Origin of the sequence: Winogradskyella poriferorum (assembly GCF_050618035.1) — a bacterium.
Classification (GTDB): domain Bacteria; phylum Bacteroidota; class Bacteroidia; order Flavobacteriales; family Flavobacteriaceae; genus Winogradskyella; species Winogradskyella poriferorum_A.
Genome location: NZ_JBODPY010000003.1, coordinates 57,760 through 80,172 on the forward strand (window position 1 = coordinate 57,760; position 22,413 = coordinate 80,172).

Annotated in this window: 24 protein-coding genes; 10 read left to right on the forward strand and 14 right to left on the reverse strand. The window is 32.5% G+C overall.

Annotated features, from left to right (window positions below):
- Together ACRHOC_RS07670 and ACRHOC_RS07675 are read right to left on the reverse strand one after the other, a co-directional pair.
- Complete coding sequence (locus tag ACRHOC_RS07670) at positions 1 to 951, reverse strand: phosphoribosylaminoimidazolesuccinocarboxamide synthase (RefSeq protein WP_431158015.1); 951 nt, start codon at positions 949 to 951, stop codon at positions 1 to 3.
- Positions 952 to 953: 2 nt separating this feature from the next.
- Entirely contained in the window at positions 954 to 1,907 is a 954-nt protein-coding gene (locus ACRHOC_RS07675) for a PhoH family protein (protein WP_431158016.1), read from the reverse strand.
- Positions 1,908 to 2,018: 111 nt separating this feature from the next.
- On the opposite strand from ACRHOC_RS07675, the gene ACRHOC_RS07680 reads away from it, so the two are divergent.
- The 6 genes from ACRHOC_RS07680 (at position 2,019) to dnaN (ending at position 7,265) form a co-directional block, all read left to right on the forward strand.
- Positions 2,019 to 2,855, forward strand: a complete 837-nt coding sequence (locus ACRHOC_RS07680) for an SAM hydrolase/SAM-dependent halogenase family protein (protein WP_431158017.1) — start codon at positions 2,019 to 2,021, stop codon at positions 2,853 to 2,855.
- 2 nt (positions 2,856 to 2,857) lie between these two features.
- Positions 2,858 to 3,154 (forward strand): putative quinol monooxygenase, encoded by a 297-nt coding sequence (locus ACRHOC_RS07685; RefSeq protein WP_431158018.1) that lies wholly within the window; start codon positions 2,858 to 2,860, stop codon positions 3,152 to 3,154.
- A 27-nt stretch (positions 3,155 to 3,181) separates the two neighbouring features.
- Positions 3,182 to 3,904, forward strand: a complete 723-nt coding sequence (gene gldF, locus ACRHOC_RS07690; protein WP_431158019.1) for a gliding motility-associated ABC transporter permease subunit GldF — start codon at positions 3,182 to 3,184, stop codon at positions 3,902 to 3,904.
- A 2-nt stretch (positions 3,905 to 3,906) separates the two neighbouring features.
- The gene (locus tag ACRHOC_RS07695; RefSeq protein ID WP_431158020.1) at positions 3,907 to 4,416 is read left to right on the forward strand and encodes a hypothetical protein; all 510 of its coding nucleotides are present in this window, start codon (positions 3,907 to 3,909) and stop codon (positions 4,414 to 4,416) included.
- A complete protein-coding gene (gldG, locus tag ACRHOC_RS07700; protein ID WP_431158021.1) occupies positions 4,397 to 6,058 on the forward strand; it encodes a gliding motility-associated ABC transporter substrate-binding protein GldG in 1,662 nt (553 codons plus the stop codon). Before ACRHOC_RS07695 ends, gldG begins: the two co-directional genes overlap by 20 nt.
- 88 nt (positions 6,059 to 6,146) lie before the next feature.
- The gene (gene dnaN, locus ACRHOC_RS07705) at positions 6,147 to 7,265 is read left to right on the forward strand and encodes a DNA polymerase III subunit beta (protein WP_431158022.1); all 1,119 of its coding nucleotides are present in this window, start codon (positions 6,147 to 6,149) and stop codon (positions 7,263 to 7,265) included.
- Positions 7,266 to 7,386: 121 nt separating this feature from the next.
- On the opposite strand, the gene ACRHOC_RS07710 is transcribed toward dnaN, so the two are convergent.
- The gene (locus ACRHOC_RS07710) at positions 7,387 to 7,749 is read right to left on the reverse strand and encodes a DUF4870 domain-containing protein (RefSeq protein ID WP_431158023.1); all 363 of its coding nucleotides are present in this window, start codon (positions 7,747 to 7,749) and stop codon (positions 7,387 to 7,389) included.
- Between the two features lie 539 nt (positions 7,750 to 8,288).
- On the opposite strand from ACRHOC_RS07710, the gene ACRHOC_RS07715 reads away from it, so the two are divergent.
- Both ACRHOC_RS07715 and ACRHOC_RS07720 read left to right on the forward strand, forming a co-directional pair.
- A complete protein-coding gene (locus tag ACRHOC_RS07715; RefSeq protein WP_431158432.1) occupies positions 8,289 to 9,308 on the forward strand; it encodes a helix-turn-helix domain-containing protein in 1,020 nt (339 codons plus the stop codon).
- An 86-nt stretch (positions 9,309 to 9,394) separates the two neighbouring features.
- On the forward strand, positions 9,395 to 10,777 hold the full coding sequence (locus tag ACRHOC_RS07720) for a S41 family peptidase (protein WP_431158024.1): 1,383 nt from the start codon (positions 9,395 to 9,397) through the stop codon (positions 10,775 to 10,777).
- Between the two features lie 158 nt (positions 10,778 to 10,935).
- Here ACRHOC_RS07720 and ACRHOC_RS07725 read toward each other — a convergent pair whose 3' ends face one another.
- The 9 genes from ACRHOC_RS07725 to mnmE form a co-directional block, all read right to left on the reverse strand.
- The gene (locus ACRHOC_RS07725; protein WP_431158025.1) at positions 10,936 to 11,526 is read right to left on the reverse strand and encodes a hypothetical protein; all 591 of its coding nucleotides are present in this window, start codon (positions 11,524 to 11,526) and stop codon (positions 10,936 to 10,938) included.
- A gap of 89 nt (positions 11,527 to 11,615) precedes the next feature.
- On the reverse strand, positions 11,616 to 12,065 hold the full coding sequence (locus ACRHOC_RS07730; protein WP_431158026.1) for a hypothetical protein: 450 nt from the start codon (positions 12,063 to 12,065) through the stop codon (positions 11,616 to 11,618).
- A 97-nt stretch (positions 12,066 to 12,162) separates the two neighbouring features.
- Positions 12,163 to 12,429: a hypothetical protein gene (locus ACRHOC_RS07735; protein WP_431158027.1), complete on the reverse strand. Its 267-nt coding sequence runs from the start codon at positions 12,427 to 12,429 to the stop codon at positions 12,163 to 12,165.
- Between the two features lie 170 nt (positions 12,430 to 12,599).
- The gene (locus ACRHOC_RS07740; protein WP_431158028.1) at positions 12,600 to 13,529 is read right to left on the reverse strand and encodes a phage/plasmid replication domain-containing protein; all 930 of its coding nucleotides are present in this window, start codon (positions 13,527 to 13,529) and stop codon (positions 12,600 to 12,602) included.
- Between the two features lie 36 nt (positions 13,530 to 13,565).
- Complete coding sequence (locus tag ACRHOC_RS07745) at positions 13,566 to 14,108, reverse strand: hypothetical protein (protein ID WP_431158029.1); 543 nt, start codon at positions 14,106 to 14,108, stop codon at positions 13,566 to 13,568.
- Positions 14,105 to 14,398 (reverse strand): helix-turn-helix domain-containing protein, encoded by a 294-nt coding sequence (locus ACRHOC_RS07750; protein ID WP_431158030.1) that lies wholly within the window; start codon positions 14,396 to 14,398, stop codon positions 14,105 to 14,107. Before ACRHOC_RS07750 ends, ACRHOC_RS07745 begins: the two co-directional genes overlap by 4 nt.
- 127 nt (positions 14,399 to 14,525) lie before the next feature.
- Positions 14,526 to 15,275: a hypothetical protein gene (locus ACRHOC_RS07755; protein WP_431158031.1), complete on the reverse strand. Its 750-nt coding sequence runs from the start codon at positions 15,273 to 15,275 to the stop codon at positions 14,526 to 14,528.
- A gap of 2 nt (positions 15,276 to 15,277) precedes the next feature.
- The gene (locus ACRHOC_RS07760) at positions 15,278 to 16,408 is read right to left on the reverse strand and encodes a phage integrase SAM-like domain-containing protein (protein WP_431158032.1); all 1,131 of its coding nucleotides are present in this window, start codon (positions 16,406 to 16,408) and stop codon (positions 15,278 to 15,280) included.
- Between the two features lie 149 nt (positions 16,409 to 16,557).
- Complete coding sequence (gene mnmE, locus ACRHOC_RS07765) at positions 16,558 to 17,946, reverse strand: tRNA uridine-5-carboxymethylaminomethyl(34) synthesis GTPase MnmE (protein WP_431158033.1); 1,389 nt, start codon at positions 17,944 to 17,946, stop codon at positions 16,558 to 16,560.
- A 174-nt stretch (positions 17,947 to 18,120) separates the two neighbouring features.
- Here mnmE and ACRHOC_RS07770 point away from each other — a divergent pair, with 174 nt between their 5' ends.
- On the forward strand, positions 18,121 to 19,272 hold the full coding sequence (locus ACRHOC_RS07770; RefSeq protein ID WP_431158034.1) for a redoxin domain-containing protein: 1,152 nt from the start codon (positions 18,121 to 18,123) through the stop codon (positions 19,270 to 19,272).
- 5 nt (positions 19,273 to 19,277) lie between these two features.
- Here the strand turns inward: ACRHOC_RS07770 and ACRHOC_RS07775 are convergent, their stop codons facing one another.
- Complete coding sequence (locus ACRHOC_RS07775; RefSeq protein ID WP_431158035.1) at positions 19,278 to 19,931, reverse strand: rhomboid family intramembrane serine protease; 654 nt, start codon at positions 19,929 to 19,931, stop codon at positions 19,278 to 19,280.
- 61 nt (positions 19,932 to 19,992) lie between these two features.
- On the opposite strand from ACRHOC_RS07775, the gene ACRHOC_RS07780 reads away from it, so the two are divergent.
- Entirely contained in the window at positions 19,993 to 20,883 is an 891-nt protein-coding gene (locus ACRHOC_RS07780) for a lysophospholipid acyltransferase family protein (protein WP_431158036.1), read from the forward strand.
- Here the strand turns inward: ACRHOC_RS07780 and ACRHOC_RS07785 are convergent, their stop codons facing one another.
- Complete coding sequence (locus ACRHOC_RS07785) at positions 20,884 to 22,389, reverse strand: aminotransferase class V-fold PLP-dependent enzyme (protein WP_431158037.1); 1,506 nt, start codon at positions 22,387 to 22,389, stop codon at positions 20,884 to 20,886. It lies immediately after the preceding gene.
- Between the last annotated feature and the right edge of the window lie 24 nt (positions 22,390 to 22,413).

Genomic DNA, 22,413 nt, shown 5'->3' on the forward strand with positions numbered 1-22,413 from the left:
TTAGCCTTTTAAATAAGAATTTACATTAGACGCTATCCTATTTTCAATATTGGATAAATCCCCTTTAACAAAAGTATCGCCTGTAATATTCTCGTAAAGTTCTATATAACGCTCACTAACACTTTCTATATACGCATCACTCATAAATGGTACACTTTGGCCTTCTAACCCTTGAAAACCATTGGCAATAAGCCATTGCCTTACAAACTCTTTAGAAAGCTGTTTTTGAGGCTCTCCTTTTTCTTGGCGTTCTTCATAACCCTCTGCATAGAAATAACGTGAAGAGTCTGGCGTATGAATCTCATCTATTAATACAATCTTACCGTCTTTGGTTTTCCCAAATTCGTATTTAGTATCGACTAGTATAAGTCCTCTCTCTGCAGCAATCTCAGTCCCTCTTTCAAAGAGTTTTCTAGTATAATCTTCTAGAACATCATAATCTTCCTCAGAAACAATACCACGCTTTAAAATATCTTCACGAGATATGTCTTCATCATGATCTCCTTTTTCAGCCTTAGTTGCTGGAGTGATTATTGGCTCAGGAAACTTATCATTCTCTTGCATACCTTCTGGCATTGGGACACCACAAAGCAAACGCTTACCAGTTTTATACTCGCGTGCGGCATGACCAGACATATAACCACGAATAACCATTTCTACTTTAAATGGTTCGCACAGATGTCCTACAGCGACATTAGGATCTGGACTGGCTATCAACCAATTTGGAACAAGATCTTCGGTCTCCTTCATCATCTTGGTTGCAATTTGATTTAATATTTGGCCTTTAAAAGGTATCCCTTTTGGCATTACAACATCAAAAGCAGATAACCTATCTGTAGCTATCATTACAAGAAGTTCATCGTCAATATTATAAACCTCTCTAACCTTACCCTTGTAAACGCCTTTCTGGCCAGGAAAATTAAAATTAGTATCAATTATAGTCTTACTCATTTCTAGTCCCTATTTTCTATACTTTTATATGCGTCAATTACCTTCTTCACTAATTTATGTCTTATAACATCCTTGTCATCTAGATAAACCATTCCAATACCTTCAACATTTTTTAAAACTAATAAGGCTTCCTTAAGACCAGATATGGTTCGTCTTGGTAGATCAACTTGTCCTGGATCGCCTGTAAGTAAGAATTTGGCATTTTTACCCATTCGAGTTAAAAACATCTTCATTTGGGCATGTGTTGTATTTTGACCTTCATCCAAAATAACAAATGCATTGTCTAAAGTACGCCCTCTCATAAAAGCAAGAGGTGCAATCTGTATAACACCTTTTTCAATAAATGAATCTAATTTCTCATGCGGAATCATATCCCTTAAAGCATCATAAAGCGGTTGCATATAAGGATCTAATTTCTCCTTTAAATCTCCCGGTAAGAAACCGAGATTCTCTCCTGCTTCAACAGCAGGTCTCGTTAAAATAATTCGTTTTACTTCCTTACTTTTTAAGGCCTGTACGGCTAATGCCACACCTGTATAGGTTTTTCCCGTTCCGGCAGGACCGATAGCAAAGACCATATCATTTTTACGAATGCTCTCAACAAGCTTTCTTTGATTAACAGTTTGTGCTTTTATTAAACGTCCACCAACACCATGAACAATAACTTCACCACTTTTAGCTGATGTTTTATAATCATCGCTACTTTGGCTTGTTAAAACACGTTCAATCACATTCTCGTCGAGCTTATTATATTTTCCAAAATGCTTCATCAGCATCATCATTCTGCGATCGAATTCTTCTAAGAGATCTTCATCGCCATATGCCTTTATTTTATTGCCTCTAGCAACAATTTTTAATTTTGGGAAATACTTTTTTAGGAGTTCAATATTAGCATTTTGGGCGCCGAAGAATTCTTTAGGTGTAATTTCTTCAAGTTCTAGAATAAGTTCGTTCAAAAGCGTGAAGGATTTAGTATGTTAATCTGTTTTCTTTTATTAGTTTTGTGTACTCACAAATCTAGCAATTTTACATGCAGATTACTTAAAAAAATTATCAACAATTAATTCATGGCAATAATCACTTTAACGACTGATTTTGGAGAAAAAGACCATTTTGCCGGAGCCATAAAAGGAGCAATTTATAGCGAATTATCCGATACTCGAATTGTAGATATTTCACACTCCGTTTCACCATTTAATATATCTGAAGCTGCATACATTATTTTAAATGCCTACAGTAGTTTCCCAAAAGGAACCATTCATATTATTGGAATTGACTCTGAGTTAAGCCCTGAAAATAAGCACATTGCAATAAAGTTAGATGACCATTACTTTATATGTGCCAATAATGGAATTATGAGCATGATCTGTTCTGAAATTGCACCAGAAAAGATTGTTGAAATTAATATCCACGATAAAATCGAAACCAACTTTCCTGTCCTAGATATTTTTGTAAAAGTAGCCTGCCATATTGCACGTGGAGGCACACTTGAGGTGATTGGAAAAGTTATTAACAACATTAAGCCTATTAAGAACTTGGTTCCGTTTGTAAACGATGAAAAGAACCAAATTATAGGTAGTGTAATATACATAGATAATTACGGTAATGTCGTAACCAATATTAAGCGAAAGTTTTTTGAAGGTGTGCAGAAAACAAGATCTTACGAAATCTCTGCTCGGAACCATAAATTCAACAAAATTTATAGCAAGTATAGCGATATTGTTAATTTTGAGATAGAAGAATCTAAGCGCAATGACGAAGGTAAAGGTATGGTCGTTTTTAATTCTTCGGATTATTTAGAAATTGCAGTTTACAAAAGTAATTGTAGTACTGTAGGTAGTGCTTCAACACTTATGGGATTAAAAACCATGGATACCGTTACCATTAATTTTAATAAGACCTAGAATTGTTAGTAAGAATTGTGAAAATGAGCTTTGAACCGGATAAAGTGGATGAATTCCTTTCTAACTTTGAAGAGAATAAATCTAAGATTAGAGCGTTTAGTGGCTGTAATTTTCTTGAATTGTATAGAGATCAAAACAATACAAACATTTTTTTTACTTACAGCTATTGGGATTCGGAAGTAAAATTAAATAGCTACCGTAATTCAGAATTATTTAAATCTGTTTGGTCGAAGACCAAACCTCTTTTTAATGCTAAGCCAGAAGCATGGAGTGTAGATAAATTAGAAACTTTGGCATAAACCAAAAAGAACACCTGAGAAAGTTAAATGTTAGCGATATTAAAAAAAGAAATTAACTCATTTTTCGCCTCTCCTATTGGATACTTAGTGATTGCTATTTTTCTGGTTCTTAACGGCTTGTTTCTTTGGGTATTTAAAGGAGAATTCAATATTTTCTCTGCTGGCGAAGCAAGTTTGGGATCGTTTTTTCTCCTTGCACCTTGGGTATTCATTTTTTTAATACCTGCTGTTACCATGAGGAGTTTTAGTGATGAAAAGAAACAAGGAACATTGGAGCTATTGGTTACTAAACCACTCTCCTATTTTCAAATTGTATTAGGCAAATATCTAGGTGCCTTAATTCTCATTATTTTGGCTGTTTTGCCAACGCTTCTTTATGTCTATTCCATATCACAATTAGGAGATCCAGAAGGCAATTTAGACATGGGAAGTACCATTGGTTCTTACTTTGGACTACTATTTCTTAGTGGTACTTATACATCGATTGGAGTGTTCTCCTCAACACTTTCAGACAATCAGATTGTATCGTTTATAACCGCTGTGTTTATTTGTTTCTTTATGTATTTTGGGTTTGAAGGACTGTCTAACTATGGTATTTTAGGTGACTTCATTTATTTGGAACAACTTGGTATGTCCTCACATTATAATAGTATGAGCCGTGGCGTCATTGATACAAGAGATGTTATTTACTTTTTAAGTGTTACTGTTGCATTTCTATTCTTTACAAAACTTAAAATTGAAAAGCACTAAAGATGATTATAACACCACTTCTTGTCGTTTTTATGCTAATCGTTTTTATACTCCTATTTGTATTTTTAAATACTGTGGATAAGAGGAAATGGTTAACATTTATAATCAGTTTAGTCTTAACCCCTTTTGTGTATTTCTACGTCTTCTATCCCTTTGTGAATATTTTTAGCAACCATCACCATCAAAAATACTTTAATAGTGAAGCCTGGGTAGAAAAACCTGCACTACGCTATGAGATGATTGATAATATTATAGAAAGTGATACGCTTATTGGCCTATCAAAATCTAAGGTTGAAGGGCTATTGGGTAAATACGAGTGGTTATCTTGGGATAATGGCAAGAAAATGCACGATGAGAATAAATGGAATTATGGTATGGGCATTGAACCAGGAGCTTTTAATGACCAAAAAGAAGCTGTTGTTTTACTTTTTAAAGAGGACAAACTGGTAAGTCTAGAAACCTATCAAGAAGAAATAACTTTTGAATCTAAAGATGAAGAAAACAGCAATTAATATTCTTGGAGTTCTAGCTGGTCTTGTTCTCATTAACTTTATTTCGGGTAAAGTTTACAAGCGCTTTGACCTTACAGAAGATAAACGCTATACGCTTTCAGAATCTTCAAAGGCCCTTGTACAAGATTTAGATGCACCTATTATTATAGATATGTTTCTAGAAGGTGATTTCCCTTCAGAATTCAGATTATTAAGATCAGAGACCAGACATATACTAGAAGAATTCACATTAGAATCAGATAAAATCCTGATTAATTTCATCAACCCGATTGAAGATGAAAATACCAGACAGCGCAACATAGAAGAACTAACAAAATCTGGATTAGAACCCTATATCAATACCGATAATAGTACAGGTAAGGTCACACAAGAAATAATTTTTCCATGGGCCTTTGCCAGCTACAAAAACAATACGGTTAAAATCCCATTATTAAAACGTAGTCTCACTCAAAGTTTGAATGAACAAATTACGACGTCTATTCAATCCTTAGAGTATGCTTTTGCAGATGGGTTTAGTAAACTTACAAAAGCCAAATCTAAGTCTATTGCAGTATTAAAAGGTAATGGAGAGTTAAACGACCTTTACATCGCTGATTTCCTGCAAACTGTTAGACCTTATTATAATTTAGCACAATTTACTTTAGATAGTGTTGCTTCAAACCCACAAGGCACTTTAGATAAACTCAAATTTTATGATCTTATCGTCGTTGCAAAACCTAGTATTGCATTTAGTGAAAACGAAAAACTAGTTTTAGATCAATACCTATTAAACGGAGGGAAAAGTCTTTGGTTAACCGAAGCTGTTATTATGGATAAAGACAGCTTATACAATGCCACCAATTCTAGTGTTTCGGTTTTAAGGGATTTAAATTTGAATGACTTTTTCTTTAAATACGGCGCACGAATCAACCCAAGTTTAGTTAAAGATCTCTATTCAGCACCAATAGTGCTGGCTATTGGAGAAGGAAGTCAAGCACAACTTCAACCCTTACAGTGGCAATATTCGCCCTTAGCAAAGTCAAATACATCACATCCAATTGCTAAGAATCTAGAACTTGTAAAATTTGATTTTGCTAGTCCAATCGACACACTAAAAAACAACATAAAGAAGACGATTTTACTCCAAAGTTCGCCTAAATCGATGCTCGAAGGCGTTCCTACTGAAATTTCTTTAGATGCCGTAACAAAATCTCCAGACGTAGAAAGTTATAACAAAGGTGCTCAAAATTTAGCTGTTTTACTTGAAGGTGAATTTTCTTCGGTATACGATAAACGTGTACTCCCATTTAAAGTAAGAGACTTCAAGAATAAAGGTATAGCCAGTAAAATGGTCATTGTATCAGATGGTGATATAATAAAAAACAAAGTTGTACGCAATCAACCTCAAGAATTAGGTTTCGATGAACTTACAGGAAAGGCGTTTGGCAATAAAGAATTCTTACTTAACATTGTTAATTATCTTCTCGATGACAATGGACTTATAAACATTAGAACCAAGGAAATTGGCGTGGCATTTTTGAATTCTGATAAAGTTGAGTCAGATAAATCAAAATGGCAGCTAATTAACATTGCACTACCGTTGGTTTTATTGGGTCTTTTCGGATTTGCTTTCAACTACTTTAGAAAGAAAAAATACAGCTAGATATTGTTAATAAGTTTGTTTTAGAAAACCCTACTATTAAGATATATTTGTAGGACTAATTTATTTGATAAACATCAATATTACATTCATGAAATTCATAGTTTCAAGTACTTATTTATTAAAGCAATTACAAGTTTTGGGTGGTGTTATAAACAACAGTAACACCTTACCTATTTTAGATAATTTCTTGTTTGAACTTAACCATTCCAAGTTAACAATCTCTGCAAGTGATCTCGAGACAACAATGGCTTCTACTATAGACGTAGAAAGTGATTCTGAAGGTAGTATTGCATTACCTGCGAGATTATTATTAGATACGCTTAAAACGTTTCCAGAACAACCCTTAACATTTGTTGTAGAAGATAATAACACAGTTGAAATTAGTTCTAACCATGGTAAATATGCATTAGCTTATGCAGATGGTGCAGAATTCCCTAATGCTGTAAGTGTTGAGGATGCTAGTACAACAACTATAATGGGAGATATCCTAGCAACTGCAATTAGCAAAACTATTTTTGCAGCAGGTAACGATGATTTAAGACCTGTAATGAGTGGTGTGTTTTTTCAGTTTTCACAGGACAACCTTACGTTTGTAGCAACAGACGCGCACAAACTGGTAAAATACTCTAGAGCTGATGTTAGTGCAACTGAAACAGCAGAGTTTATTATGCCTAAGAAACCTTTAAATCTTTTAAAAGGGATATTGGCAGGTAATGAAAACGATGTTCTTGTAGAATACAATGACTCAAATGCAAAGTTTACTTTTAAAAATTCAGTACTTATTTGCCGCTTAATTGATGGTAAGTATCCAAATTACGAAGCGGTTATCCCAAAAGAGAATCCTAATAAATTGGTTATTGACAGAACTCAATTTTTAAATTCTGTAAGACGAGTTAGTATTTTCTCTAATAAAACAACACACCAGATAAGATTAAAAATTGCTGGTGCAGAATTAAATATATCAGCTGAAGACATAGACTACAGTAATAAAGCAGAGGAGCGTTTATCTTGTGATTACCAAGGTGATGATATGCAAATTGGTTTTAACTCGCGCTTCTTAACAGAAATGATAAATAACTTAAACTCTGATAATGTTCAATTAGAAATGAGTTTACCAAACAGAGCAGGCATTCTAACACCAATTGATGGTTTAGACGAGGGAGAGCATTTAACAATGCTTGTGATGCCTGTGATGCTCAACAACTAATCGGTTTTTAACTGATTATACAGGTGTTAATTAATTGACTTGACTAGTCATAAAAAAGGCTCACAATTTGTGAGCCTTTTTCTTTCCATTTCTTAAGATGCTGAATCGCGTTCAGCCAATACTAACTAACAAAATTAAGAGATAATGGATAGCTAGGTAATTCTCCATTACTAGCTTTGATTGCATTTACAATAGGCATAACAAACGCTAAAATGCCTATTAAAATTAACGTCAAGATTCCTAAACCAAATACTATAATTAAAGGAATACTTAAAATACTATATATAATTATACTCAATTGAAAATTGATAATTGCTTTGCCATGTGGATTCATACCTTCCACATTGTCCTTTTGCGTTGCCCAAATAATTAATGGTACGATTAACCCTCCGAAACCAGTTACGTAAGTCAATAACTGAGACAGGTGCGTAATCATAATTAATTGATTATCTGTACGCTTAAGTGAATGATAATTTGTTTCCATTTTTTAATTGATTTTCAACTATTGGACGCTAAAAACATTTAATTGTTACAAAATGAAATTAAAATTTACTATCACTATTGTTTTCTTTCTTGTCACTCGTCATAAAATTCACTAGAATACCGATTAAAATAAATACGACCAACCCAAAAACAGCAATCATTATTACACCGTTAGTCCAGTTATAGAGCAATGTTAAAAGGATATTGAACATAATATATCTTATTTATTACACTCAAAATTAACATAGTGAATCAATAAGAAATATGATTTTTATCAGCTTAGTTGAAGACTAGGTATAATAGAAAGGAAAATCACAATAATTAGGATAACCGGTAATTTCTTTAGATATAATTGAAATTGAATAATCGTATATTATACAGATATTTGCAACTATCTATTCCAAAGTAAAATTTAAGTATCCTCTATTTTAAATGGTTACCTCTAACACTATATTATTTACTATTATTTGTGTCTGTGGACTACAGTCCATGTTATTGAGTGGTTTAATTGCTTTTAAAAAGCCTCGAACTTTGGCTAACGTGTTTTTAGCAATTTTGGTTTTTTTCTATGCCTTAATTGCGATCAATATTGTGGTTGTTAATATTATGAAAGACTATGATCTTTTACATGTATTCCGCTACATGCAATTAGAGATGTTATTTGGTATTGGTCCCGCTCTATATTTTTATACTAAAACCATAACTCATCCTAAATATGAGTTTCGCAAAAGTGACTATATTCATTTTTTACCACTTCTTTTAGAGTTTATCTTTTACAGAACTGCAGTTTACAGAAATGGTTCTGACGGCCTATATCTAGATATATTACCTACTGAATCCTACATTTATTTAACACAACAGTGGCTTGGTGTCTTATCAATTTGGTCTTACAGTATTGCATCACTAATGGTTTTAAAGAAATACCAAAAACAAATCAAAGACTATTATTCTAAAATCGAACACCTTTCTCTTAAATGGTTACAAACCCCAATTATAATTTACATAAGCTATCATTTCTTGTGGCGAGTTATAACAGAAATTGACCGCTTTGTTTTTGACAAAAGTCTAAGAGAATATTACTTTTTACCCAATTTTACTATTCTCGCTATAATTACGTGTTGGATAGGTTTTAAAGGTTATCTGCAGAAGAAACAAGACGTTATTCATTTAAAACCATTTGAGGAAAAGTCCAAGAATAAAGAAGCTGAAAAAGACCATGATTTCATTTCTAAATTCGAACGCCTAATGGAAACTCAAAAACCCTATTTGAATCCAGATTTAAATCTGACCATGTTAGCTGAATCATTAGAAATTAAAGTAAGAGTTTTGTCGTCCAAAATCAACAATAACTTTAACCAGAATTTTTATGATGTAGTGAACTCCTACCGAGTTGAGGCTTTCAAGGTAAGATTGCAATCTAAGGATAGAGATAAACTTTCATTATTAGGTCATGCATTTGAGTGTGGTTTCTCTTCAAAATCAACTTTTAATAGTGCGTTTAAAAAAATTGTTCAACAAACTCCAAGTGAATATCTCAGAAGTTTGAAAAAAGCGTCCTAATAGAAGTATTCGGTCGATAAATGTCTATGTATGGACTAAGTTTGCCCAAAGATTAAGTCATAATTACATAAAAATCTATCGTCATCATGAATATTAAGTCATTTATTTATTTAAGTACTCTCCTTCTTAGCTTTCAAATTCAAGGTCAGCAATTTTCTAAAGTTGACGTATTATCAGATTTGAAATATCTGAAATCGTCGTTAGAAGAAACCCATTTTAATTTATATGGTCATATTTCAAAAACTGAATTTGACGAAAATTATTTAGCCATACAAAAAGAAATCCTTAAGGATAGCTTATCTCATTTGGAAACTACTAATCTGTTTCAGAAGGTTGTTGCAAAGGCCAACAATGCGCATACGACAATCAATTTTCCTGTACAAGCTTACTTTGATCATATAGACTCTGGTGGCATGAATTTTCCTCTAGAGATAGTAATTGAAAATGGTAAGGCCTTAGTACGAAAAAACTGGTCAACCGTCACTGAGATTCAAATTGGTAGTGAGATTAAATCAATTAATGGCAAACCGATAGAAGAAGTTTTGCGAAAAATATATCTTCAGATTTCTGCTGAGCGCCTATATTTTAAAAATGCACAACTCGAATCGTTCAGTTTTCCGCGATTTTATTGGCAAGTATTTGGAGATGAAGAACTTTATGAGGTAGAAATTGAAGAAAAGGGAGTTTTATCGAAACATAAAATAACCGCAATTAAAACCGAAGATTATGAGACAATACGTAGAGACTCCGATGTTATAAAATTAGACTGGAAATTTGAAGTTCTACCAAAATCTATAGGTTATCTGCGACCAGGAAAATTTAGTGGTGATCTTAATCTTTATAAGAAATTCATCGACTCCGCATTTACTATAATCAACAAAAAGAAACTACCTAATTTAATCATTGATTTAAGAAATCATCCTGGAGGTGATGATCCTTTTGGAGATTATTTAGTTTCATATATTGCCGATAAGCCCTTTAAATGGAGTTCAAAATTTCAGTTAAAAACAAGTAAAATACTGAAAGCGTACACGAGAAAAAACTCGGACACAACTCAGGCATATTCAAAATCCATCTTAGATCATAAGGATGGGCAAATCTTTGAATACAAATGGGATAAGTATCAACCAAAACCTTTAGAAAAAAGATACAAAGGAAAAACATACATTTTAGTTAACCGACATTCTTATTCTCAATCTACAGTGACAGCTTCACAGATCCAAGATTATGGTTTTGGCACAATAGTAGGAGAGGAAACTGCTGAGTCTCCGAATTTATATGCTTCCATTTTTGAGTATAGATTACCAAAAACATCCATAATGGTAAAAGTGCCTAAGGGTAAAATCCAAAGAGTAAGTGGTATTGATAATGACGAAGGGCTTAATCCTGATATTACATTTTTTGATTCCTCGGCAAATGAAAAAGATGAAATTTTGGAAGGTATTTTGATACAATTACAAAATAACTAGTATTTAATTTTTAAACACGTCAACTTTGAAATTTAACAAGCACTAAACCTATTTACCAATACAAAAAGTGAAGTAGACTCTTAAATTAACTGATTTATAGACACTTATATTAATATAGGTAGTGGAATAATGAAATATAGCATCAAATACTAAAGAAATCAATCTGTTATTCTTATTGGATCTGGTTTTTTATTAAATAATTTTCTTAATTCCCAAGAATGAAAGGCAATGCTATTTTTCCAACTATATCCATGTCCTATCTCAGATTCGCCAAAATTGAATACCAGTAACCTAGGTTTGCGAGATAAACTATCAAAATTAGCGCCATACACATGCAAAGTATGTGAGCCTAAGTTGAAGTAAATGTCTTGTGGTACAGTATTAATCCTTGCTTTTGACCATGTATTTATTTTTTCATACAAGAAATCTAATTCAGATTCAGATGCTTCAAATTCTATTTGCCTTTCTATTAATCTTGTTTCTCCACTCAATGTGCCATCATGTTTGGTATATTCAGTTCGGTAATTCAGATAATAAATCCTTTTATCATTAAGAATACCATATCTTAAACGAGCTAACCAATAACAATTAGAGGTGTTTGACTCCATGTCATATTCACACTTTTCAATTTCTCCTATCTCATAATATTTGGAAGGATTTAACTGCTTAATCTGAGAGAAGGAAAAAGAAGTAAATAACAAAATAAGTATTGTTATTAATTGTTTTTTTAGATTTATTACTAATGACATTGATTTGTTTGTGAAAATTGATTGTTTCTCGGGCATTCTATACCCATTTTTGAATTTACTAAAAATTCAAAGAAGTACTATGGTTTCATTTAATTAAGCATTTTTCCATTTTTATCATATAACTGCCCTTGAACTTTCAAAACATGTTGCATTCTATCAATTAACTTTTGTTGTTTCTCTAAATATTTAAGCTTGGTGTTTATTTGAGACGCTTTTAGATTTGGCAAGGTGTCAAATTTTTCACTTAAGAATTGAAGTGAGTCTAATTTATTAAAACCTCTTTTATAGGCATCTAATGATGTTTGTAATAAATCATAGTCATAGATAAAAGCTAAGTTAGGTTCTTTTATTTTTATTGAATCAGTGTAGTCTTGATTCCACTTATAAAAATACAACATGGTATCTGCATTCTTTAAGTCACTAAAAGCCTCTTTAAAAGCATCTTTATGTAATTGGACTTCCTTTGATAATGGCTTTTTATTGTCTTGATTACAATTAAATAATATTAAAATTATTAATGTGAAGTAAGAGTTTTTCATTCTTTATTGCATTGATTTATAATAGATAGAGTAAAATAAATTAAAAAAATAGATAAGTCAAATATTTTATTAGATCATGTATAGCATATTAATAAATCTACACCTGTAAGTCCAAAAAAGATTTGAAAATAGTTTCAGGTGTTTTATCGCCTGTTAAATTATATAACTTAGAATAAAGACTGTAATTCCTTTTGTTTAGAATAAACTTAGTGTTTGGATCAACACTAGTTTTTAGAAGTTTGTTTGTTTCATCAATCCTAGTTTCTAATATCATAATATTAAATATCTTTTGATACTGTCTAACATTAAGATTGGGCACTCCCTTAGACTTTAAAAGACTAGAATAGTAAGTTGTAAACTTCATTCAACAAAATTATTCAAGGTCTTAAATAAGTCTTGCTACAAATAGTAGAAACAATCAGTTAACAGAATTAAAAAAGATCATTAATGATTTGATAAAATTTGATTAATCATAGTTGGAAGAAGTCATTCTGTTTTAAACTAGTTTAGAATTAAAAAAATGATTAATAATAATTATCTGTAATATCTTTTAGAGTCATTCACTTTTTTGTCAAGTTCTGTGACTAATTCTGATGAGGTTGTCAGTTCAGGTATTTTACATAGCTCTCTAATATCTCTCTTTAGCCTAGAATAATATTCTGGCTTATCAAAGGCTTTCTGATGCCTTAAATTCTCTATTTCTTGCATTATCTTATCTTGACCTATGATGTTAATTGCAAACAGTTCTAACTGCTTTCTAAAATCCTTTGGACTGTTCATATCTGATGTATTATAGTTAAATGAATTTATTTTATTAATTGCCTGATATTCTGCAAGCCATTTATCAAATACTACCATGTAAAATTTCTCATCTGACAGTATGTTTGCAGTGATTTCTGGTTGATTAAATTGCTTTGTTAATCTACTTTTAAATCTCATTTCATACCTTAAAACATTCTCTCCTTTCCAAACATTAGGAAGCTCCATTCTTTTTGATTTACCTTCTGCAATCTTATTATAAAACACTTTCTGTCTTATACTATTTGAATAGTAGAGGCTTTTAGATTGTGGCTGTCTTTTATAATATTGGCTTTCTCCTAAATAAGAGTAGTATGCCTCTGGTTTATATCTCATCAAGAAATTTTGAGCAAAGTCTATTCTTGTGATTTTTGCCTTTGTAATTGGTAAGCCTATCTCATCTGCCATCATTTCAAAAGCTTTGCAACTGTCTGACCTAGTCAATGTATGAAAGTTATCAGGCAAGAAATACTTTGCAAGACTACCTTTAAAAGAAACTCCCTGCCCTGATATACTTACTTTATAATTATCCAGATAACCACTTAAATAGACCTGACCATCATCTTTTTTATGCTCTGTTATTCCTGTAAGATTTTGACAGGTTTTATTTAAATCATAACTACCTATCTTATCAAAGGGTAACCACAAATTAACAGTGTCATACATAACTACTTGATTAAATGTGTCAATAGATACATGTTACTATAAGAGTAATCCACCATATTGGTAAAACTCAATAGATTGCTCCCTTAATTTTCTGATCTCATTATCAAAACCACCATCAATCAATTTTTGGTAATAACTGCTTATTAGATTTCTACCATCTGGAATAATTAAAAGCTCTATTACTGAATAGTCTTTATTCATTAAAAACAAATAACCATCATTTCTAAATTCAAATAGTGGATTTTTACTGCCATTGCTTAAAAGCCTATTTGCATTAGGATAGCCATAACCAATTTCTGGATAGTCTAAATCATCAATATAGATACTACTGAGATTTAATCCATTATTGGTCAAACTCCATTCAGCTAATCTTTTTTTATCTGCTTGCACAAAGTCTTTACATGGTGTTTTGTAAAAAAATAGCTGTCCTTTATGATTGACAAAATTTGTCAAGCCATTATAACCATCTTCTGTTTGGTCTGTAAATGAAATACAGTCTAACCTTGCTTTACTTCTAATCTTGTTAGCAACTTTCAACTCATCTGGAAGAATAGCTAATTTGTAATATGCTACTCTCATCTTTTATCATTTTTTAGGGTGACAAAAGTGCTTGCCTGATTAACAAGCTCTCTAGTTGTAGCTTTCCTGTTTTGTAATAGCCACTGATCTATTTCTTGCTTATTGAAGTAAATATGCTTACCCTGTGGCTTATAGCAAGGTATTCCACCACTGCAGGTTAGTTTATAAAGGTAGCTTTTAGAAAGTCCTGTATATATTGCCACCTCATCAAAGTTTAGTACTGTTTTTTGATTTAATAAAAGGCTCTCTATATTTTTTAACCTCTCATCAATTATCTGTAAGTTATCCATAATATTAATGTTACTTATTAATAAAATGGACTTGCAAGTCCTTGTTTGTTATAACATGACAAATATTGCTAAGTATTGAAAGAAAAAGAATAGATAGGACTTTACAGTAAAGGACTATAAAGGTTTTTTAAGAAGTTTTAATTTGACTGATAATGTCATCAATTATTTCAAAATTTTTAGGTTTTCTGGATTTATTATTACTGTAATTGGTTATGGCTTTACTTAAATTCTTAGCCTCAAAACAAGCTTCTGCAATACTTAAATAGCTATTTGGGTATGATTTATAAAATAACTCATTTACAAAATAAGCTAAAAGAGAATTAGTGAATTTGGCAGTTCTTTTAATTGGTTTGATATTCTTTATAGATTTACCTGTAAAAACCTCTGTAAACTGTTCTAATGAGGTTTCAGATGATATTAACTTGTAATTGCCTATCATTAAATTATAAAGCTCTGGAAGTTCTTTATCAGGATTATTTTGCCATATATAAGAAGCTTTGTCTTTTGGTGTATTTTTCTTTGTTGCTTTCTGATTTAAAAAATCAATATACCTGACTATTAATTTTTCACTTTCATCATTTGTATTGATTTGCAAATTTGTAGCCTTTTTTATTTCATCCTTTATTTTTTCCTGCTCGGTGTATTTTTCTGGATATTCCTCTAAACGCTGTGAGTAAAAATCATCTTTTACTGAATCCCAATTATCTAAATTAATATGATGGTCATATGTTTTTATTAACTCATTGGGATTCTTGATATTTTCAAGTTGTTCATCTGAATAGCCTAGTTCCTTGTAATACTCAAAAGTGTTTTTAATTGAGTACATTCTAAAGAAAAACCATGATTCAAGATTTTTATTAACTTTTTTTATACTCATAACTAAATATTAATATCAGGAATCTTGTTTACAGCCTCTCTTTTTTTCTGATCAACAATGTCAGCATAAATTTGAGTAGTCTTTATCTCTGAATGTCCTAGAAGTTTTTGTAGTGTGAATATTTCAGTGCCTAGAGAGAGTTGAATTACTCCAAAGGTATGTCTGGCACAATGAAATGTAATATGCTTTGTAATACCTGACCTCATCATCCATTTTGAAAGTTCAACATTCATATAACTACTATATCTTAAACCTATAAATATCTTGTCATTTGGATTACCCTCTTTACCTAAATAGCTTTTGGCCTGCTCTGAAATATCTAAGTATTGTAAATTCTCTGTTTTTTTCTGATGAAATGGGATTTGCCAGCCATTATCATTCTTTTGAATATCTGACCATTTTAATTTATTAATATCTGACCACCTCATCCCTGTTAGACAAGAAAATATAAAGGCTCTTTTTAGCACATCATATCTACATTCAGCCTTAACTATTGCCTTCAGTTCATCAATAGTTAGCCATTCTCTTCTGTGTTCTTTGACTTTTGGTATTTTAACATCAGTGGCAGGATTAGTGGTAATTATTTTTTTCTTAACTGCCTCTTTCAAGCTGGCTCTAAACTTGTTAAAATATGATGATACAGATGATGATGACAAAGGCTGTCCATTTGATTTGATAGCTTTATTCTTTAAATAGTCAATAAAATTTTCACAAAATGTTTCATCAATTTCTTTAAATGTTATCTGATTTCCTGCAAAATTGATGAGGTGTTTTAATGAACTATCCCAATTACCATAATTACCTTTAGACTCTTTTCTTTTTTCCATTTGATCTTTGAAGTAATCAATAAAATTGGTGTTTTGCTTAAAGTCATTGGTAAAGCCATATATTCCATTTTTTATTTCAAGCTCTCTTTTTGCTTTAATGCTTTCAGCTAATTGTAAGTTATCCTTATTTGCTTGCTTCTCTACTAGTGTTTTCGGTTTGTCAATAAGATAGAGGTCTAAATACTCATATTTTCTTAAGAGTTTTATTTTACCCTCTGGAGTTTTTGAAGTGCCTTTATATATCTCTAGGTAAAGACTAATTTTACCTTTTTTAGTCTGTTTTCTCTTTCTTAGGTGAACTTTCATTTGGTGCTATTTGATGCTATATGAACCTAAAGTTACAAAATAGCAACAATAAAAAGCTAAATAACATCAAATAAAAAGAAAACAAATGAGTATTTTTATTCTATAAAGTCAATAAATAGAACATATTAGATAAACAAGTGAAAATAACTTTACTTTCCAATACAGAAATTAGCAAAGATGTTACCAAGCAGGTCATCTGTGGTAATCTCTCCTGTAATTTCACCAAAGTGGAATAAAGCCTGACGAATATCAATTGCCAATAGATCGCCAGAAAGTCCGGTTTCTAATCCATGCTTTACTTTTTGAATTTCTTCAAAGGCTTTTAATAAGGCATCATAATGTCGCGAATTAGTTACAATAGTTTCATCATTGCGCAACAATCCCGTATTAATGAGATTTAGTAGAGTATTTGTAAGTTGTTCTACACCAAATCCTGTTTTTGCAGACAGGAGAAGAACATCGGCAATCGTTGTATTGATTTTGGCCAGTTGTCCATCATCTAATGTATCAATCTTATTGGCTATAACAAGTAGTGGTTTTTGAGGATGCTTATTTCGAATTTTTTCAATTTCTATTCGAACAGATTCCAAATCATCGATATTATTTTGAGCATCAAATAAGAAAATGACAACCTGAGATTGATCTATCTTCTCAAAAGTTTTCTTTATACCTATACTCTCAACAATGTCTTCTGTATCTCGAATACCAGCTGTATCGATAAACCTAAAACCAATACCACCAATTGTAATTTCATCCTCTATCGTATCTCTAGTGGTACCAGCAATCTCAGAAACAATGGCACGTTCTTCATTTAATAAAGCATTAAGCAACGTTGACTTACCAACATTAGGTTCACCAACAATAGCTACAGGAATCCCATTTTTAATTACATTACCAACCGCAAAAGAATCAATGAGTCGCTTCAAAACAAAACTTATGCGATCTATTAATTGCTCAAACTCCTTACGATTCGCAAACTCCACATCCTCCTCAGCAAAATCGAGTTCTAATTCAATCAATGAAGCAAAGTTTAGAAGCTCTTCTCTCAATTTAGCAATCTCAGAAGAAAAACCTCCACGCATCTGTTGCATGGCAATTTTATGGGATGCTTCGTTGTCACTAGAGATTAAATCAGCGACTGCTTCTGCTTGACTTAGGTCTAATTTTCCATTTAAAAATGCACGTAATGTAAATTCTCCTGGACTGGCCATACGGCAACCAGACCTTAAAAACATTTGAATGATTTCTTGCTGTATGTAGGACGATCCGTGGCACGAAACCTCAACAACGTTTTCTCCGGTATACGAATTTGGATCCTTAAATATTGACACCAAGACTTCATCGATTGTTCGTTCATTATCTATAATTTGCCCTAAATGTATAGTGTGGGTTTTTTGATTTATTAAAGTTTTATCGTCAACAACGGACTTAAAATGTTTGCCTACAAGTGAAATAGCATCCTTTCCAGACACTCTAATTACGGCAATGGCACCACTACCTGAAGGTGTCGCTAAAGCTACTATTGTATCGTTATGCATCGTTGAAGTAATTTAATACAAAAGTATTGTAAATAAGAAGACTGTACTAGCGTCTGTAGTCGTTTTTTAAGATATGTTTCACAATGCTATTTTATGAATCTTAGTCTGAGTTTATATATTTGTAATGCTAACTTAATAGCGTTTGTCGTTGTTAATTAATCAAAAAGAAAAATTATGAAAAGACTTTTTATTCTGCTAGTCATCCCAGCATTCATTTTAAGTTGTAATCAAAACCCTAGAACAGATTTTGTTATAAATGGTAATGCACCTGGTGTGTATAACGGGTCACGCGTATATCTCAAAGATGTTAGTAATCTAGGTAGAGAGGTGTATTCGGATACTGCAATTGTAATGAATGAAAAATTCACCTTCACTGGTAGTGTAAGCGAACCAGAGGTACGATTTATGGAGATTCAAGGCATTCCAGGAGAGTTTCTTTTCATGTTAGAGAACAGCGAAATTGATGTTGAGATTAATAAGCAATTAATGCTAGATTCTAAGGCTACTGGATCTAAAACCCATGATGACCTCGTTAAATATCAAAATGGCATTAAGGCTTTACAAAAAGAAAATAGAGAACTCGTCAGTGAATTTCTTGATGCAAGAAAAGCTCAGGATTCTGAAAAAGAGGATTCTTTAGAAGTATTATTAGAGGATAATGGAAAGCGATTTGCTGCCTTTCCGGCAAAATTTACCAAAGAAAATAACAATAGCTACTTTACACTCAACCTATTGGGATTAGAGGCTAATAAACAAAAATTTGATGTTGAAGGCTTTTTAGAATCTTACGATAATTTAGTTCCTGAATTAAAAAATACACCTATGGGTGTTAGAGTTAAAAGAAAACTAGACAGTATTAATGTTGAATTTCAAAAAACGGCACATCTTCAAGTTGGAAAGGTTGCTCCTAATTTCGAAGCACCTACACCTGACGGAACTATGGTTTCTTTAGAGGATCTCAAAGGTAAGGTGACCATTATAGATTTTTGGGCGGCATGGTGTGGGCCTTGTCGCAAAGAAAACCCAAACGTGGTTAGAATTTATGATAGATTTCATGATGATGGTCTAGAAATAATAGGAGTGTCTTTAGATGGCAACTCTCGCCAAAAAGATCCTAAAAAAGCATGGCTAGATGCTATTGAAAAGGATGGCTTAAAGTGGACCCAAGTTTCCCACTTACAATATTTTAATGATCCTGTTGCACGCTTATACAATATCAACGCTATTCCAGCGACATACGTGCTGGATAAGGATGGGAAAATTATATCGAAAAATCTTCGAGGTAGACAACTCGAAAATCGCATTGAGCAATTGTTAGCGCAGTAATCTAATTATTTAAGGCGACCTGTTTTATACATTACAAAAAGTATAATAATAGGTACTGCCAATAGGCCTACATGACCCAAATCGGTTTTAAGTAGACTAGGCATTAGTAGTAATGTCACCAAATAGCCACCAACTGCACCACCAAAATGCGCGTCGTGTCCTATGTTACCAATTCTGTTCTTCATGCCATAGATCGAATAGAGTAAATAACCAATCCCAAAAATGTAACCTGGTATTGGAATAGGAATAAAGAACATGTAAAGACTCATTTTTGGATCTAACAAAATAGCGGCATATAAAATCCCAGTTACCGCACCACTTGCTCCAATGGCACTATACCAAAATTCTTCTTTATGTAAATAGAGTGATAAGAGGTTTCCAAAAATCAAACTGGCGATATAAATTATGATAAAATTAAAATTCCCTAATTGACCAATTACAGAGCCTGCAAAAAAGTAAAGGGTGACCATATTCATCAAAAGATGGGTCGTGTCGGCATGTAAAAATCCTGAGCTTACCATACGTATTTGCTCACCACGTCTTATGCTACCAACATTAAATTTATATTTTTCAAAAAACAATCGGTCTCCAAATCCCTTATACGACACGATAACGTTTGCTGCAATAATAACAATAGTAACCAATCCTAAATTGTACATAAACTCTAATCTAAAACGTCAAATATAATATATATTTGCCCTTTAAAACTAACAGCGTTTAATGCAACTTATTGCTTACATACTGGTTTATCCTATTTTATGGCTAATCTCTATTTTACCATTTAGATTGCTTTATCTTTTATCGGATATCCTTTACCTATTTATGTATAAAATTTTTGGGTATAGAAAATCCACGGTTAAAGAAAACCTCAGATTAGTATTCCCAGATAAATCAGAACAAGAGATTTCTAAATTGACAAGTAAGTTCTATAGTCATTTATGTGATTTAATCTTAGAAGCCATAAAATCGTTATCAATAAAAGAAAGTGAGATTAAAAAGCGCTTTGTCTATACTAATATTGAAGAAATAAAAGACTTGGAGGAACAAAACAGAAGTGTCCTTTTAATGTGTTCGCACTATGCTAATTGGGAATGGTCTGTGGTAATACAATGTCATATAGGACATAAAGGCTATGCGATATACAAACGCCTAAAAAATAAGTATTTTGACAATCTGGTGAAAAGGATGCGTGCACGTTACAATGCTTACTTAATTACAACGAAAGAAACTATATCCACCCTTACCAAACTAAAGCGAAATGGTGAGCTATTTGTAGCCGGTTTTGCAGCAGATCAATCACCAAAGCCTCAAAAAGCGCACTATTGGAGAGCGTTTCTTGGCATCAAAGCACCAATTATTACTGGTCCAGAAATGATTGCTAAAAAACTTGATGTGCCTGTAATGTTCTTCAGAATTGATAAAGTAAAACGCGGTTATTACGAGGCTACAATCGAAAAAGTAATTATGAATCCGAAAGATTATAAAGAAAATGAATTAACGGATTTGTATATCGATTATATAGAAAAGCAGATTTACGAGAAGCCCGAATATTATTTGTGGACGCACAAACGATGGAAGCATCGTGATAAGGTACCAGAAGCTTTTAAGTAATTAAGTTAAATCGAACCATTTATCAATAGCACTATCATCACAGGGTTTATCAACTTGTGATTTGTGTATAAACTCATTATTACATCTTGAGTATTCGTAATGACTAGACCATTGCTCATGGTTCTTGGCCAAGTCAATTATGCTATCGCAAACAAATTCTATTTCTTCAGTCGTTGTAGTTGGGTGAATAGACATTCTTATCCAACCTGGTTTTCTTACTAATTCACCAATAGAAATTTCATCAGTCAATTCTCGAGATGTCTGTTGGTCTACATGCAATAAAAAGTGTCCATATGTCCCTGCGCAACTACATCCGCCGCGTGTTTGTATACCGTATTTATCATTTAATAGCTTAACGCCAAGGTTATAATGCAAGTCATCAATATAAAATGATATAACACCTAAACGGTCTTTATGTTGGCCAGCGAGAATATTTATATTCTTAACCGGTGAAAGCTTATCAAACACAATGTCAATTAACTCATGTTCTCGTTTCAACATATTATCGACACCCATTTGCTCCTTTAGGCGAATTGCTAAAGATGCCTTAATAGCCTGCAAGAATCCAGGTGTTCCTCCATCTTCCCTATCCTCTATATCATCAATATATTTATGCTCGCCCCAAGGATTCGTCCAGCTTACTGTTCCTCCTCCAGGACAATCCGGAATCATATTTTTGTATAATTCTTTACTAAAGACTAAAACACCTGAGGTTCCTGGTCCACCAAGAAATTTATGAGGTGAAAAGAATATGGCATCTAAATGCGCATCGTCTTCTTCTGGATGCATATCTATATTTACATATGGTGCTGAACATGCAAAATCCACAAAACAAACACCACCATGTTTGTGCATTAGTTTAGCAATATCATGATAAGGTGTCTGAATACCTGTTACGTTTGAGCCACCAATTACAGATGCTATTTTAAGTGCTCTATCTTTATATTTTACAAGTAAAGCTTCCAGATTTTCTAGACTAAATAGACCATTAGAATCTGGAGGTACAACCTCCACTTTGGCCATGGTTTCTAACCAAGACGTCTGATTAGAGTGATGTTCCATATGTGAAACGAATACAACAGGTCGTACTTCGTCTGGAATTTCCGTAAATTTCCTAAGGTTTTCAGGTACCTTAAGCCCTAATATCCTCTGAAATTTATTCACAACACCTGTCATACCATTACCAGAAACAATTAACACATCATCTGCATTGGCATTAACATGATGCTTTATGATATGCTTGGCTTTATGATAGGCTTTTGTCATTGCCGTACCAGAAACTGTGGTTTCAGTATGTGTATTTGCTACAAAAGGACCAAAATCATTAAGTAATTTCTCCTCAATTGGCCGGTAAAGCCTACCAGAAGCTGTCCAATCTGTATAAATAATCTTTTGCTCACCATATGGTGTAGAGAAGGTTTGGTCTTGACCAATGATATGCTTTCTAAACTTATTGAAATAAGTTTCGAGCTTAGAATTTTCTTTGATTTTTGTTTCACTAATCATTGTTAGAACCCTTATCTAATCGTT